Annotated in this window: 12 protein-coding genes and 1 tRNA gene; 8 read left to right on the top strand and 5 right to left on the bottom strand. The window is 38.2% G+C overall.

Annotated elements, in window-relative coordinates; translation table 11 throughout:
- The first annotated feature begins 330 nt into the window (after positions 1-330).
- The 3 genes from H3299_RS01375 (at position 331) to H3299_RS01365 (ending at position 3,912) form a co-directional block, all read left to right on the top strand.
- Positions 331-750, top strand: coding sequence for a hypothetical protein (locus H3299_RS01375; RefSeq protein ID WP_182418558.1), 420 nt, complete (start codon positions 331-333; stop codon positions 748-750).
- 114 nt (positions 751-864) lie between these two features.
- Positions 865-2,481, top strand: coding sequence for a bifunctional phosphoribosylaminoimidazolecarboxamide formyltransferase/IMP cyclohydrolase (purH, locus tag H3299_RS01370; protein WP_182418557.1), 1,617 nt, complete (start codon positions 865-867; stop codon positions 2,479-2,481).
- A 399-nt stretch (positions 2,482-2,880) separates the two neighbouring features.
- Complete coding sequence (locus H3299_RS01365; RefSeq protein WP_182418556.1) at positions 2,881-3,912, top strand: aspartate-semialdehyde dehydrogenase; 1,032 nt, start codon at positions 2,881-2,883, stop codon at positions 3,910-3,912.
- A 262-nt stretch (positions 3,913-4,174) separates the two neighbouring features.
- On the opposite strand, the gene H3299_RS01360 is transcribed toward H3299_RS01365, so the two are convergent.
- Together H3299_RS01360 and H3299_RS01355 are read right to left on the bottom strand one after the other, a co-directional pair.
- Complete coding sequence (locus tag H3299_RS01360; RefSeq protein ID WP_182418555.1) at positions 4,175-5,146, bottom strand: PAS domain-containing protein; 972 nt, start codon at positions 5,144-5,146, stop codon at positions 4,175-4,177.
- A gap of 450 nt (positions 5,147-5,596) precedes the next feature.
- Positions 5,597-6,553: a PAS domain-containing protein gene (locus H3299_RS01355; RefSeq protein WP_182418554.1), complete on the bottom strand. Its 957-nt coding sequence runs from the start codon at positions 6,551-6,553 to the stop codon at positions 5,597-5,599.
- A gap of 473 nt (positions 6,554-7,026) precedes the next feature.
- Between H3299_RS01355 and H3299_RS01350 the strand changes: the two genes are divergently transcribed.
- Together H3299_RS01350 and yacG are read left to right on the top strand one after the other, a co-directional pair.
- Positions 7,027-8,040, top strand: a complete 1,014-nt coding sequence (locus H3299_RS01350) for an HWE histidine kinase domain-containing protein (protein WP_182418553.1) — start codon at positions 7,027-7,029, stop codon at positions 8,038-8,040.
- A gap of 230 nt (positions 8,041-8,270) precedes the next feature.
- Positions 8,271-8,471, top strand: coding sequence for a DNA gyrase inhibitor YacG (gene yacG / locus H3299_RS01345; protein ID WP_182418552.1), 201 nt, complete (start codon positions 8,271-8,273; stop codon positions 8,469-8,471).
- 256 nt (positions 8,472-8,727) lie between these two features.
- Here yacG and H3299_RS01340 read toward each other — a convergent pair whose 3' ends face one another.
- Positions 8,728-9,282, bottom strand: a complete 555-nt coding sequence (locus tag H3299_RS01340; RefSeq protein WP_182418551.1) for an RNA polymerase sigma factor — start codon at positions 9,280-9,282, stop codon at positions 8,728-8,730.
- 1 nt (position 9,283) lies between these two features.
- Positions 9,284-9,490 carry a NepR family anti-sigma factor gene (locus tag H3299_RS01335; RefSeq protein ID WP_182418550.1) on the bottom strand — a complete coding sequence of 69 codons (207 nt, stop codon included), beginning with the start codon at positions 9,488-9,490 and terminating at the stop codon, positions 9,284-9,286.
- Between the two features lie 237 nt (positions 9,491-9,727).
- Here H3299_RS01335 and H3299_RS01330 point away from each other — a divergent pair, with 237 nt between their 5' ends.
- From H3299_RS01330 to H3299_RS01320, 3 genes are all read left to right on the top strand, one after another.
- On the top strand, positions 9,728-10,519 hold the full coding sequence (locus H3299_RS01330) for a response regulator (protein WP_182418549.1): 792 nt from the start codon (positions 9,728-9,730) through the stop codon (positions 10,517-10,519).
- Between the two features lie 270 nt (positions 10,520-10,789).
- The gene (locus H3299_RS01325; protein ID WP_182418548.1) at positions 10,790-11,791 is read left to right on the top strand and encodes a sensor histidine kinase; all 1,002 of its coding nucleotides are present in this window, start codon (positions 10,790-10,792) and stop codon (positions 11,789-11,791) included.
- A gap of 207 nt (positions 11,792-11,998) precedes the next feature.
- A tRNA-Phe gene (locus tag H3299_RS01320) sits at positions 11,999-12,074 on the top strand.
- A 282-nt stretch (positions 12,075-12,356) separates the two neighbouring features.
- Here H3299_RS01320 and H3299_RS01315 read toward each other — a convergent pair.
- Positions 12,357-14,978: a DEAD/DEAH box helicase family protein gene (locus tag H3299_RS01315; RefSeq protein ID WP_182418547.1), complete on the bottom strand. Its 2,622-nt coding sequence runs from the start codon at positions 14,976-14,978 to the stop codon at positions 12,357-12,359.
- Positions 14,979-14,980: the final 2 nt, after the last annotated feature.

Here is a 14,980-nt window from a genome sequence, read left to right as displayed (position 1 = left end):
TATGCTATTATTAAAATACCTAACGAACCAATGTCCACCTTAAGTTTCAACGATTAAATATTCACTTTTTTTTATATATATATCTTAACATGCATTGGATCAAAATATTCCCGTATCATGCATTACCTAGATACTCCTTTGTGTTAACGCAGGTTTTCAAGATCCTTAGCCATAATACAATGAAACATTCGCTTTTTGAAATAGAAATACCATAATTTGATAAAATATATGCATATTTTGATCAAATTATGTAAGGTTTTTAATTTATAATATAGCATATTTCGTATAATCGGCAAAAAATACGCTAAAAATGTATGAAAAGAAAAACAATTGAAAAATAAACCAAAATATTTACTGCTAAAATTTGTCATTTTAGCCCTGCTTTGTAATTTTGTTTTTGGCTGCAAAAAAAATCCTGCCAATGCGAGCGATGAACAATTAACTGTATTTTTTGGCGAAATAACCAAAGACCCTCTATTCAAAGAACTCTCAATACGAAAAATAGATATTACAAACATGCTTTGCTTAACCAAAATGGCAAAGCTTCCTGTCGATAATTCCCTTCAAAGGCTTCAAGACTTGATGACTTCAGACCAGCGATTTTGTGAACGAATTTTCGTTGATCTTATTAATGATCCACAGAAAAATAAATTAGACATAACTATGGATGACTTAACCGACCCCCAATTAGCTAAACGCGTCCTTCATTTATACCAAACGCAAGGTATTTTCTACGGCAACAGCAAATAGTCGTAAAGCAGGGTTATTCCTATATTGAATTCATAATGTCACTATAGGAATTTTTGTTTGTCTATGCTATGGCATAGCCATTCTTTCCCTCCATCTTCAAATAGGGTAATTCTCATGGCTGTCATTTCTAAACATGTTCCCGCTCCTGATTTACATCGGGTGCGCCGCGCTTTGCTTTCTGTTTCTGATAAACGCGGTTTGATTGATTTTGCAACTAAGCTCACTGCTCACGGGGTTGAACTTATTTCAACAGGCGGCACAGCCAAAGCAATTAGTGAAGCAGGCTTGAAAGTGCGCGATGTGTCGGAAATTACTGGCTTTCCTGAAATTATGGATGGCCGGGTAAAGACCTTGCATCCATCGGTCCATGGTGCATTATTAGCCGTGCGTGACGACCCAGAACATGCCAAAGCTATGCAAGATCATGGCATTGTTGGTATTGATCTTGTGGTTGTTAATCTTTACCCTTTTGAAGAAGTTGTCGCCTCTGATGCTGACAATGACACCATTGTTGAAAATATCGACATTGGCGGGCCTGCTATGATTAGGGCATCGGCTAAAAACCATGCCTATACCGCCATCGTCACTGATCCTGATGATTATGACCAAGTTCTTGCCAATCTTGATAAATATGAAGGTAGCCTCAACCTTGAATTTCGCCGCAAATTAGCGGCTCGTGCTTTTGCTCGCACTGCGTCTTACGATGCGGCTATTTCTAATTGGTTTGCCAAAACATTAGAAATTGATACACCAACTTGGCGCGCAACAGCAGGTAAATTGCACACAGTTATGCGCTATGGAGAAAACCCACATCAACAAGCTGGCTTTTATGTCAATGGTGAAAAACGTTTTGGTGTTGCAACAGCGCAAGTTGTGCAGGGCAAACAGCTTTCTTATAATAATATCAATGATACCGATGCAGCCTTTGAATTAGTTGCCGAATTTTCGCCAGAAAAGCAAGCCGCGGTTGCAATTATCAAGCATGCTAATCCTTGCGGTGTAGCGCAAGGCACAAGTTTAAAGGACGCTTATTTACAAGCCCTATCCTGTGATCCTGTTTCAGCCTTTGGTGGCATTGTGGCATTAAATCGCATTCTTGATGAAGACGCTGCAGAAGAAATCGTAAAAATTTTCACCGAAGTTATTATTGCACCCGATGCAACCCCAGCAGCGCGCGAAATCATCGCCGCCAAGAAAAACTTGCGCTTGCTCATTGCCGGTGGTTTACCTGACCCTAAAGCTGCAGGCATTACCTATCGCAGCGTCGCGGGTGGCCTTTTGGTGCAAAGTCGTGATAATGGCATTGTTGATGCCTGTGATTTACAAGTGGTAACTGAGCGCCAACCAACTGAGCGTGAATTAAATGACATGAAATTTGCTTTCCGTGTTGCAAAACATGTAAAATCAAATGCCATAGTTTATGCTAAAAATAGTGCAACCGTCGGCATTGGTGCTGGCCAAATGAGCCGTGTGGATAGCGCCCGTATTGCTGCACAAAAAGCCATCGATGCAGCCAATGCCCAAGGCTTGAGCGAGCCGCAAACCAGAGGCTCTGTTGTTGCATCAGACGCATTTTTCCCATTTGCTGACGGTTTATTATCAGCGATTGAAGCAGGTGCTACCGCAGTTATTCAACCAGGTGGCTCTATCCGCGATGATGAAGTAATTGCCGCGGCTAATGAACATGATGTTGCCATGGTGTTTACTGGTATGCGTCATTTCCGCCATTAATTTTACCTACAATATTTAAATCCGCTCAATATGTCATTGGGCGGATTTTGCTTTTGTATTGGACGCATAAATTTTAACTTTTACTTGTCCCATACCAATATTTTTTGAGTGAAACAGAATAGATAATTGACTTATGGCAAAAAAACGCTAAAAACAAATCCCATAGGAGTTTTCGAAAATGCGCAAGTTATCGGAAAATTTGGCTCAATTTACACACCATTTTGGTGTAAGCCTTGCTGCGCGCTCGTCAACTCTAAAATCTGGCCTCAAGAAAACGACAACCAAAACGGTTTAATGTCCCTTGGCCAACTCGCCCCTCTCCCGGGTCAAGGCCCGGGGAGAAAGCCTGGTGTGGCCGCCGGGTTCTCGTGAAAAGCGGAGAGGGACAGGAGTGACAAAATGGGTTATAAGGTTGCAATTGTAGGCGCGACAGGCAATGTTGGCCGTGAAATGCTTAACATCTTAGAAGAACGCGGCTTTCCTGCAGATGAAATTATTCCTCTTGCTTCAAGACGCAGTTTAGGAACAGAAGTTTCCTATGGTGACAGAACGCTTAAAGTTCGCGCCCTTGATAATTATGATTTTTCCGATACTGATATTTGCCTTATGTCGGCTGGTGGTACTATTTCAAAAGAATGGTCTCCTAAGATTGCCGCACAGGGCTGTGTCGTTATCGACAATTCCTCGGCATGGCGTTATAATTCTGATGTGCCTTTGATTGTACCTGAAGTTAATCCTGATGCGATTAATGATTTTAAAAAGCGCAATATTATTGCCAATCCAAATTGCTCAACTGCACAGCTTTTAGTCGTGTTAAAGCCTTTACATGATGCAGCGACCATCAAGCGCGTTGTTGTATCCACCTACCAATCGGTATCAGGTGCAGGTAAGGAAGGCATGGACGAACTTTTTGAACAAGCACGCGGCGTTTTCGTTGGTGATCCAATCTCGGTTAAAAAGTTTACCAAGCGCATTGCTTTTAACGTTATTCCTCATATTGATGTCTTTATGGAAGATGGCTACACCAAGGAAGAATGGAAAATGGTAGCCGAAACCAAAAAGATGCTTGATCCAAAGATCAAGATGACCGCAACAGCTGTGCGTGTTCCTGTCTTTATTGGCCATGGTGAAGCGGTTAATGTTGAATTTGACAAGCCAATTAGCGCTGAAGAAGCCCGCGAATTATTGCGTGACGCTCCAGGTGTTCAGGTAGTTGATAAGCACGAAGATGGTGGTTATGTCACACCCCATGAAGCTGCAGGCGAAGATGATACTTTTGTTAGCCGTATCCGCGAAGATATCACCGTTGAAAACGGCTTATCTTTCTGGGTGGTTGCTGATAATTTGCGCAAGGGCGCTGCCCTAAACGCAGTACAAATTGCTGAGCTTCTCGTTGCCAAGGGTCTATTGACACCTAAATCAGCCGCATAAATGACGACAATCTATCCCCAAAATGGAATACCTATTTTGGGGATTTTTATAGGTGCTTAACGAGATCTCATCATTAGTCTTATCGGTTATCATCCAGCAGCTAAGCCTTACATGGTATGACGAAAAACCGCATGCACCTTTTTCTAAAATGCTTTTTTCTACGCATTTCTTAACGAAAAACCGCTACACACTTTTCTAAAATGCTTTTTTCTACGCATTTTTTAACGAAAAACCGCTACGCACTTTTTCTAAAATGCTTGCCTCAAACATCAAGACATATATCAATATTATATTCCAAAACGCCATCTTCCTGAAGTGTGGAAAGATTATTGTTAGGATTAATATTAATCAAACGATAAATAAGGCTATTGTCAATATCGCCATTAGTATCATGGAGTGAATTGAGCCTTTGTTCTCGCCAAACAATATTCAACATATTGTTATCCAAGACGCGCCAATATATGTTAATATTTTTAAGCTCAATATTATTGTCAATCGCATCGTGAATGAGCCCTTGTATTAAAAGTATCAAAGGAGGTTGGTAAAGCGCACTCAAAGCAACACGATCGCCCTTAATAGAAATAGCGCTGATATCAGCCACCATTAATGATAATGCATTCCTGATAGTTTCCTCAATATCTTTAGATAAGCCCTGCATATCAATAAAAGATGCTTGAACTTCAACCAAGAGATCAAAGCGGCGTTGTAATTCCATTTCAGCGCTTACTGTATCACTTTCACGGCTTAATACTTCATCAACTGAACGCTCAATCATTTTGACTATATCACGAACCACGCTTACCGATTGTTGTTTCAATAAAGCAAGATTTTCATGAAAATGCTTACGTTCTGTTACATCTGTTCCCTGCACATAAATGCCAATAATCTCGCCTTCCTTGTCGCGAATAGGATGATGCAAAAAATCGGCATAGCGAATTTTAAAGTCAGGACCGTTATTGATAAAAGCACGATAAGGCAGCTCACGCGCCATAAATGGTTTTCCAGTTTTCCAAACTGAATCTAAACGGCCGACTATATCCTTTCGTAATGGTTCAGGTGCAAGTTCTTTAATGCTTAAACCGATTACATCCATACCACCAAGCATCACTTCAACTTCCTTATTTGTAAAAGCGAACCGGTAATCTTCTCCTAAAAAAATCATCACAAATCCTGGGGCTTGCGCGAGCAAATCCTGTAAAAATGCCAATTCTGGAAGTTTTTTAACGTTAGTCAAAATAAATATCCAATTCAAACAACGCATCTTAAGCCAAGCGAAAATTTGCTGAGCAATGCAGGAAAATAGGTGTGACTTTTGAAGGGAATTCATCTAATTGATTAATTAGAAGGTAAATAGATCACTTAAAAATAAGCGCATTCCACAGTAAGTCATGATCGATATGGTAACAACGCATAAAACTGATAATTGGTTGCGCGCTTGAGTGACTTTTATCAAAGCAAACAGATTTTAAGGAGCCAATAAATAGAGCAAAGTTTTAATTTTAGGCAATTGTTTATATGAAAACTACAATTAAAACTGAATTAATATGCTCTAAGCGCGCGAGCCATAAATAATCATGTTAAGTAAATGACCACTATAACTTATTGCACCTGCAATAGAATGCCTGGTTAAACATTGCTATTAATTTCCACAGTTAAACAGTAAGATGATAATATCTCCCTATGCTCATGCACCTTCAAGACATAGGTCAAGTACATATTCAATATTTTGCGAACGTCTTGACGATTTTATCTTATTTTTCTGGTTCAGCGTCATTAATCTATTTACAACAGTGCTATCAAGGCTTGATAATTGACACTTATCCGTTTCGATCGCTTTTTCTTGCCAAGCTATATTTATCTTATTTTGGCCGTTTCGCTTCCAACTTATATGGATTTTTTCAGGCGCTACCCCGTTTTTAATAGCATTGCGTGCCATGTCTTGCATCAACAACACCAAAGCTAATTGGTAATTGCGGTCTAGTTCAATTGGTTGCCCACTAATTTTTATAGCTTGCGCATTAGGCATTATGAGCGATATCGCGCTTCGAATAATGCTGTGTAGACTTCTATTGCCATTCGTATTGCTTAAAAAACTTGCCTGTAACTCTGCCAATAAATCAAAGCGACGTTGCACGTCGTTATAAACACTATCCAGATTATCAGCTGTTTCTAATGCATGATCAACCGAGTTTTCGATCATGATTATAATATCACGCATAAGGCTTATAGACTGATGCTTTAAAAACGCCAAATTTTCTTGTGCAATTTTTCGATCGGTAACATCAATCCCTTGCACATAGATGCCCACCATTTTGCCATCATGGTTTTTAATCGGTTGATGCAAAAAGTCACCATAACGCACAATAATATCATTCTTATTCTTATCGTAAGTTCGATAGGCTAAGGCTTTGGCCATGAAAGGTTTTCCGGTTTTCCAAACGCGGTCAAGTCGATTTGTAATTTCATGACAAAGATCAGCGGGCAAGGTTTCAAAAACGGTTTGGCCGATAACATTGCGTCCGCGCAGCATCACTTCCATGCCTCTATTCATAAAAGCATAGCGATATTCACGACCCAAAAATACAGTAACAAAACCTGGAGCCTGCGCGACGACTTGCCTTAAAAAATCGAGCTCAGACAAAATTTCCTTTGCATACACTCAATATTACCTCATAAATTTTAAATCTAGTCTTAAAGATGCAGCAAAAATGAAATTGAATATTGAAAAATAGAAAGATCAATAAATTACAAACATTCTTTTGCTTTGATAACAGTCAAATTTAAGCCTTTTTTTTTCCTAGCTTTGAAAAATACTACAATACCGCACCTAATTTCGTTAGTTATGGCGGTTAAAGACAATTGAAAGGTTTGCTCGGTTAATTTTTGTAAAAATTTTTTGATTGAAGTTTAACGATACGCTAATTGGCAAAATATCTTACAGAACCGCTTTGACAATTTTTATTCAAACTTCTGTCCAACTAAATGAGATAATTAAAAGCGAAAAGCTGTTAAATGTTTAAATATTATTTCCTGAGTCCAAATGATGCTATCGTGATTTTTTATATATAAAATTGATTCTGTCTTATGAAATGTTAATGGGGTTGGGCATTTGCGATGGTAAAGGAAAAAGTTATTTCCGACATCAATTTTTTAAGGGAGCTTATCGCACAGGCTCCCGGCTTTGTTATTGTGTATCTTCACCGGCAACATGAGATATATATAACCAATAAGGCCCTAGAAGAGCTCGTTTGGCAAACTGATCTTATCGGCCATACAGTTGATGAAATTGTACCTGAATTTGCTCGTGATGCAGTGCGCGAAAAGCTTGATAGAGTTTGGGAAACCGGCGAGCCCTATATTGGTAATGACATACCAATTTTGGTACAGCCTCCAGGTAGTGATCACCCCGTTACCCGTTATGTGGATATGATTCACCAACCATTGCGATCCGCCAGCGGTGAAATGATTGGGATCTATGTGCAAGGAGTAGATGTCACTAAACGGCGTGAATATGAAGAAGAAGTAAAGCTGTTAAATGGCGAATCGATTCATCGTATTAAGAACATTATTTCAGTTGCCAAAGCAATTGTATTGCAAACCCTTAAAACAAGTGATGATATTAGCAGTGCCCGGCAAAAAATTTACAATCGACTTGAAATATTAAATTCAGCTCAAAATGCCATTGCTGGTGAAAGCATATTGAAGCTTGATCTACGCAATATTATTAAAGATTCTATTGCAACAAGCCTTGAAACTTTTCCCAATATTACAATTGAAGGACCTTCTGTAAATTTGCCAAAACGCTATTGTTTACCGTTAAGTCTGACCTTGCATGAATTGGCAACCAATGCATTGAAATATGGAGCATTAGCGGTGCCGGATGGGGCATTGTCAATTCATTGGCAATTACAAAAAGATGGTGCAATCGATATTTTATGGGAAGAAAAATTTACAAATAATAATATAAAGCAGGAAGACAATTCTTCTGAGCCGTTTAAAAAAGGGAGAGACGGCTTCGGTTCTAAACTAATACAACGTAGTCTTGGCATTGATGTACGCAATAAAATCTCAACTGATTATAAGCCTGATGGATTTAGCTGTTATATCAAACTTTATCTGGATGATTAGAAGTTTTTGCGCAGTACTCAACAGCAATATGCGTCTAAATTTATGGCTAGAAACAAATAGATATTCATTGTCTTTAACTAACGCAGAGCTGTCTTGGCATATTTTTTCACTCGATAATTATAGGCAAATTTTGTGTTATTGTCACTAAATTTGCTTGAACTAGGGCTATAAGGCTTTTAAAAGGCTCCATGTTAACTAGCTCAGCTGCACATCACGACAAGTAGATAAAAATGACTGATAAAAATAATGCTTTAAGCGACAACGTAACACCATTGCGCCCACCCGTACCCTGCCCAGAATGTGGAAAACTGTCTAGCCGCAGCACTTATCCATTTTGCTCTTCAGGCTGTAGATCAATGGATCTTAACCGTTGGCTATCAGGTCGTTATGTCTTACCTGGTAAACCAATAAATGATGAGAATGAAAAATGATTTTTGCATTTCTTTTTATTGAGATTTTGTGAAAGCTTTAATCACTAGCTTCGCCAATCAACATATTAATTGATTTTTTATTTTTAAATCAATTAGATGGTCTGATTGTTAAGTAATAAAATACGCAAATTAAATATTACTAAATATACAATTAAATTATTTTAGCAAATATAAGTATTATTGATCGAATGGACTTGCTTACCTAATATGTAAGAAAATTTATTTATGGATAAGCCCCCGCATGGCTTATCAAAATTTATACACTAAATGAGCGCATGGTTGCACCGGCAGAATCTGCATCCGGTCCATAATCAGATTCGCCATCAACACCTAAAAGCTCTTGCAATCGAATACGGGCGCGACTAACGCGACTTTTAACCGTACCAACCGCACAACCGCTAATCTCCGCCGCTTCTTCATAAGAGAAACCTGAAGCGCCGATAAGAATAATTGCTTCACGCTGATCGGCTGGCAATTGTTCCAAAGCTTTTTTGAAATCTTGTAAATCTAAAGCACCATATTGTGAAGGATGCACAGCCATATTATCGGTAAAGACATTATCTGGGTCTTGAACTTCACGCCCACGTTTGCGCATTTTGCTAAAAAATTCATTACGCAAAATAGTAAAAAGCCAAGCCTTTATATTTGTACCCGCCTCAAAACTATCTTGCTTGCCCCATGCTTTCATGATGGTATCTTGCACAAGATCATCAGCCCGGTCATAAGCGCCGGTTAATGATACAGCAAATGCGCGCAATTGCGGCAAAGTTGCCAACATATTTCGTCGAAAATCGTTTGCTTCACCAGTCACTTTATTCCCCCTTAAAGCCTTTCGCTTGCCCACTCATTTCTATTTCGTCAAGTTGTTCGAGAAGATCCAAAAATCGATCTGGAATCTCTTCTTCTTGAATCGAAGTATAAAAGGCACGCAACTGATTTGCGATTTGGCTGTTAGAACCAAATAACTCATCAGACACAGGCTGACCCCGATTTTCACCTTTGTCTTCTTTATTTTGCATTTTTTCTAACCTTTTAACTTTAACCACAAATATAAGTGATGTATGTTCTTTATCATCAAAAGATGATAAGTGGTATATGTTCTTTACCACCTATAGATGATAAGTGATATATGTTTTTTATCATCTATAGTTGAACATGTAAAAATAAAAAAAGTTCCGAATTGTATGAAACTTTTTTCCTCGTCAGGCATTATACCCTAAAGTTGTATTTTTTAGGGCCAAAAGGAGCTAAATGGCATGTCCCTTTCCACACGGATTGCACCGCATCTTCCCTATTTAAGACGCTTTGCACGCGCAGTTACAGGTTCCCAGCAGTCAGGGGATGCTTATGTTGCTTCAATGCTTGGTGCATTGATAGCAGATATATCGATTTTTCCAAAATCAACTAATGATCGTATTAGTGTCTATCATTTGTTTTGTGGGCTTTTTGACCAAACATCTTCAAATATTCCTGAGCCAATGCCACAAATTGATAAATTTGCCCATCCCGATGCCAAATTATCTTACCTTACACCGCGCGCACGGCAAGCATTTTTGCTGGTTGCGGTTGAAGGGTTTAATGAAAAGGAAGCCAGTGAAGTTTTAGGCGTTAGCGAAGGCAAATTTCTTGATCTTCTGGGTGAAGCATCAAAAGACATTTCTGAGCAGGTAGCAACAACAATCCTCATAATTGAGGACGAACCCCTCATCGCCATGGATATTGAGCAATTGGTTGAAGGCTTGGGGCATGATGTTGTCGGTATTGCCCGCACACGTGACGAGGCAGTCAAGCTATTTAACGAATCAAAGCCCGGTATGGTTCTTGCTGACATTCAGCTTGCTGACGGAAGCTCAGGAATAGACGCAGTAAACGATATACTCGCCGATAACGCTCTGCCAGTCATTTTTATAACCGCTTTTCCAGAGCGACTATTGACAGGCTTGCGCCCTGAGCCAACATTTCTTGTAACCAAGCCATTTAATCCTGATATGGTTAAGGCACTTATAAGCCAAGCTTTGTTTTTTCAAGAAAACGCCCATAATGGGTAAAGATTGCTTAATTTTTTAAAAACCCTTCTGATAAAATCAAGATTATCTTACTTTATTTTGGGTTTTAACCAAGCAGTATAAATATAAAAGAATAGCTATACCCTTTTAAATAAACCAAAAAGGGTATAGGTTAATATTGATTATTAAAAATAAGCTTCAACAGAAGGCTAATTTCGTTAGATGATATTATCAATACTTTAATTTAGCATAATATGAAGCTTATCGAACATGCATGAAGATGTAGGTTTGTACAAAATATAGGCGAGCAGCATGGCCATAGAGGTTCTAAAAACAACAAATACTGATCAAGAACAAATTGATGGCCTTATTCAAGCGATCCACAATGCAGATATTTGTGTTTTTTACCAAACTCCTGACTTAATCTTTCAATGGGCAAAAAATTTACCTCCGCAGTTAGAAACATTATGGAAACCCCATTGCCTTGACGGAGATTTATTTGATGCTGAAACAAGTTCCCTCATGGTTAAGGCTAAAAAATCCGTTCTCGAAAACGGTACTGGCGATACCGTAGAGGTAAAAATTGGCGACGGTGCTAAACCTTCATGGCTTAAATTCTCAATCGATTGCCACCGCAACGATAAGGATGAAATTATTGGCTTAATAACCACTGGCGTTAATGTTTCAGAACTAAGGCAACGTGAACAAGTTTTAAAAATACTATTGCGTGAAGTCAGTCACCGTTCCAAGAACTTATTAGCAATCATGCAAAGCATTGCATCGCAAACGGCTAGGTTTAGTGATTCTGTTGCTGATTTTTTAAAAAAATATCAAGGGCGTATCCAATCCCTTTCTCATTCCCAAGACTTAGTTACGGATTCAAACTGGCGTGGTGCCTTGTTAAAGGATCTTATTAGCTCGCAAGCTACGGGTTATACCGAGCATTCTAGCGGACGCTTTATGATTCATGGTGAAAATCCCTACCTTTTTCCAAGCGCTGCATTGCATATAGGGCTTGCCTTTCATGAGCTTATCATCAACTCGTCTTCTTATGGTGCACTCGCAAGCGACTGCGGCGTTGTCAAGATCGACTGTATTTTAAAAACCAATAAAGATAATAGTAATTTCATCCAAATTACGTGGCAAGAAGTTTTCAACCCGGCCAATCTCACCAATGCAGGAAATGCACGCTTTGGGTCAACAGTCCTTGAAAGAATCGTTCCAGCATCAGTGGATGGTAAAGCAGAATATTACATTAAAAATGGTAAGGTCAATTATTTGCTTAATGTACCTGCTGCGAACTATGATTTATAATTTTTCATTTATATCACTTTCAGCTACTTCAAAAAGCCCATTTAAATAGTAACATGTTGGTTTTTTTATATTAATTCTATAATGGTATTTTTTTTAAAAATAAAATTCAATTATTTATTGGAAAAACTTTAAAAAAATTGCAATTGCCTATAGACAGAATGAAATTTAATGCTATAACGCAAACCACTTCACCATGTTGAAGCAGATGCCCAGATAGCTCAGTTGGTAGAGCAGCGGATTGAAAATCCGCGTGTCCGTGGTTCGAATCCGCGTCTGGGCACCATTATTTTTTTGTTTTACCAATAAAATCAATAAGATAGCATTTTTAATTCTGCTTTAGTCCCCCAGCCACCCCCCCAAATATTTTGCACTTGAATGATCTTTATTGAGAATAAGCAAATCAATTGCCGTTGTTTTTACAAATAAAGAATCTTGATTCTGGTTATTTTTTAAGAAGTGCATATTTCATGCGAATCATAACTAGCCAACTATATTACCTAATAAAAAAGAGGTGATTGCTCACCCCTTTCATAATTTGTCATAAATATGCGTTTTTTTGAAAAAATCAAATAAGGGTTTTATCAACTAAGTCGTTACCGTCATAAAGCTTGTTTTGAAAGTCTTCAGTAAACTCATTAATTTTTTTCTTTGTATAAAATTTAATGCCGACTAAATGCACATCGTCAATTTCGCCCATGTCAATGAGTGTTTCATCATTGAGCTTTTCAAGCATTTTTTCTTTCCATGCATCATCTAGCAAACGATCATCGCCCTTTGGCTCAATCAATACTTGATAATAGGCGTTTTCGCTTTTGTCGGTAATAATCATGATAAAATCGGGCATAAAGCCCCGCACGCCATCAAATTCGGTTAATTTAAATCGCGTTGCCTGTTCATCATTACGGATAAGATAAATTTTCGTGTATTTTGCCTTTAGCTTATCCATAAACTGTCCAAGTAGCTTAACTAGGTCATGCTCTAGCTGGTTTAAAATAGCCTTGTCGTAAACATACCATGTTTTGCCCGTGGTATCCCTAGCCTCAATCTTTTGATTGGCCGTCGCTCCATTATAGGCCTCAATATACTGGCTATAATCCTTGACAACATCCTTAATCGGTGTGCTGATAAAATTATAGGTACCTTTATATTTAATGTAATTACGGGTGATATTATCCTTAATCCTGTTTAGCACTTCTTTTAAAATATCCAGCTTTTCTTTTGCCGCAATGGCGCTCACGTCCAATGTTACTGGTACTTCAAGGCTAATGGTAATTTTGCTTAAATAATTATCACTTTCAATAAATTCCTTAATGCTGGATAATTCAGGAAAATATTTTTTTAAATTATTAAAATTATAAAAGCCTATTTGCTGAAGCGCTTTATAAAAATAGCGTGCATCAAGCTGCAAGGGTTTTATGGCTGTTAATGACGTTTCACCCTCATCTAATTTATCGAGTGATGTCTCACTACCTGTTTGATATTTGACATTAAAGGTTTTATCCAGCGAATAGCTTTCCCATGTCCTAGCGCTGTCTTTTATTTCCTCAACATCATTAAAATAGAGCTTGCCGGTTTTATAAATATCAGACTTTTTAAAGTCTTCTTTCAACTTAGCGTGTTCAACCGTTCCTTGCCCATCACGGCTGGCAATAATATCGGCTTGCTCAAGCGAGGCATGAAGGGCGCTAATATAAGCGGTATCATTTATAGTATGATAGTGAAGCTGCTCTAAAATAGAAAGCTCACTTGTTTCTTTATCAAAGCGCCTTGTATAGCTCTTTTGCGCCTCATGGATGAATGGGTAATAGCGGGCGCCGCGGCCAATCAATTGCGCTTCACTGTCAGTAGCGGCTTTTGTGGCGGAGGCTTTTTCGCTAATACGCACAATATCAAAAAGGTTTAAAACATCCCAACCTTCATTAAGTTTGGCAACGGCAAAAATAGCGCGAATTGGATTATCATTATTTTCAAGCGTGTTGAGCAATATAGGATAATCGGCCAATAATTCATTGGTATTAGCGTTTAATAAATTCATCTCGCTAAAATCATTTTGAATGGCCTCAACTGCCATAATTAAATCAATGCTCAAATAATGATTGATAACCCTATGCCATATGCTGGTTGATAGGTTCAAATGCGTTTGCTTGAGCGTTAAATGCTGCCTTACCATTGCCGGTGATAAATCGGCTATCAATTGGCTAAACTCTGCTTGCTTGGCTTTAGAGGTGGCAATTTGGTTGGATTTGAATAAAACAATTGGCTTAAAATTGGCAATATTGTTTTTTTGTGCAATAGATTTGCGATATTGGCTTAATAAAACCGCATCCAGCATTTTGTCGCTATCATTGGCATTAGCCTCTAAAAGCATAACTTTTTTAGAATAACCATCCAACATGAATTGCTTTAAATCATATTGATAAATGATCTTATCTTTATATTTATTGTAAATATCCTTATCATTAAGATTAATGGTGGCGGTAAACTCAAAAAGCCGATTATCAGGGCGTAAACCTAAAATGCGCTCAATGGTTTTTTCCCATGTTATTTCTTCATTTTCTTTTGATGATTTGTTTTTCGCCTTGGTTTGCGCGTTAAAATGATGTGCTTCATCACCAAGCAAAATAAGCGGAATTTCCTTTAACTCATCATAGGTAACGCTATTTTCGCGGGTGTTTTTTAACTCTTCATGAATTTTATGAATGGTGGAAAGTTTAAGATAAAGAGTGTTTTTATTGGGCAAAGCTGGAAATGTTTCCACTGGCTCAATAGTGATTTGCTCGCCATCAATTTCAATTGGATTTTTAAACAAATATTTTGATGATTGAATATTGAGCAAATTTTCTTTGGTTTTTTGAATAATTGCATCAGTATGAACAAAAAAGATAAAATTTTGATAGCCATATTGCTTGAACAAATACAACATTGCCCCCGCCATCACCATGGTTTTGCCGGAGCCCGTCGCCATGTTAAACAATAAATGCTTATAGTGTATAAGGGCTTCAGCGCTTTTTTGCGTATAATGCAAATAGCGCAAAGCTTGCGCTTGATAGGGGCGCAAATCATCCTTTAAATTATCTTGAATATAGGCTGGGTTTTGGTAATTTTCCCCAAACAAGCCTAACTTATCAAGCTCTTGCAATTTATTAAAAAGCAAGCTTTTATCAATGGTTTTTACTGCCTTTGCCATAA

The organism is Bartonella sp. HY038, from assembly GCF_014117425.1.
GTDB lineage: Bacteria > Pseudomonadota > Alphaproteobacteria > Rhizobiales > Rhizobiaceae > HY038.
Note: the sequence above shows the minus strand (reverse complement) of the source record. Positions and strands in the feature narration are given on the sequence as shown.